Annotated in this window: 1 protein-coding gene; it reads left to right on the top strand. The window is 66.3% G+C overall.

All coding sequences use genetic code 11. The annotated features are described in order from the left end of the window. Window positions 1–1,046: elongation factor Tu (gene tuf / locus D588_RS0114410; RefSeq protein ID WP_017916484.1), on the top strand; the 1,046-nt coding region annotated here is incomplete at both ends.

Raw genomic sequence — 1,046 nt, 5'->3', positions numbered from 1 at the left:
AAGGGTAAGTTCGAGCGCACCAAGCCGCACGTCAACGTCGGCACCATCGGTCACGTCGACCACGGCAAGACCACGCTGACCGCGGCGCTGACCAAGATCGGCGCAGAGCGCTTCGGCGGCGAGTTCAAGGCGTACGACGCGATCGACGCGGCGCCGGAAGAGAAGGCGCGCGGCATCACGATCTCGACCGCCCACGTGGAATACGAATCCCCGACGCGCCACTACGCGCACGTGGATTGCCCGGGTCACGCGGACTACGTCAAGAACATGATCACCGGTGCGGCGCAGATGGACGGCGCGATCCTGGTGTGCTCGGCCGCTGACGGCCCGATGCCGCAGACCCGCGAGCACATCCTGCTGTCGCGCCAGGTCGGCGTGCCGCACATCGTGGTGTTCCTGAACAAGGCCGACATGGTCGACGACGCCGAGCTGCTCGAGCTGGTCGAGATGGAAGTGCGCGAGCTGCTGAGCAAGTACGACTTCCCGGGCGACGACACCCCGATCATCCACGGTTCGGCGCGTCTGGCGCTGGAAGGCGACCAGAGCGAGATCGGCGTGCCGGCGATCCTGAAGCTGGTGGACGCGCTGGACTCGTTCATCCCGGAGCCGCAGCGCGACGTGGACAAGCCGTTCCTGATGCCGGTGGAAGACGTGTTCTCGATCTCGGGCCGCGGCACCGTGGTGACCGGTCGTATCGAGCGCGGCATCATCAAGGTGGGCGACGAAATCGAAATCGTCGGCATCCGTGCGACGCAGAAGACCACCGTGACCGGCGTGGAAATGTTCCGCAAGCTGCTGGACCAGGGCCAGGCGGGCGACAACGCGGGCCTGCTGCTGCGCGGCACCAAGCGTGACGACGTGGAGCGCGGCCAGGTGCTGTGCAAGCCGGGTTCGATCAAGCCGCACACCGAGTTCGAAGCCGAGGTGTACGTGCTGTCGAAGGACGAGGGCGGCCGTCACACCCCGTTCTTCAAGGGCTACCGTCCGCAGTTCTACTTCCGCACCACCGACATCACCGGTGCGGTGCAGCTGCCGGAAGGCGTGGA

It is taken from the genome of Xanthomonas sp. SHU 308, from assembly GCF_000364645.1.
Taxonomy (GTDB): Bacteria; Pseudomonadota; Gammaproteobacteria; order Xanthomonadales; family Xanthomonadaceae; genus Xanthomonas_A; species Xanthomonas_A sontii.
Note: the sequence above shows the minus strand (reverse complement) of the source record. Positions and strands in the feature narration are given on the sequence as shown.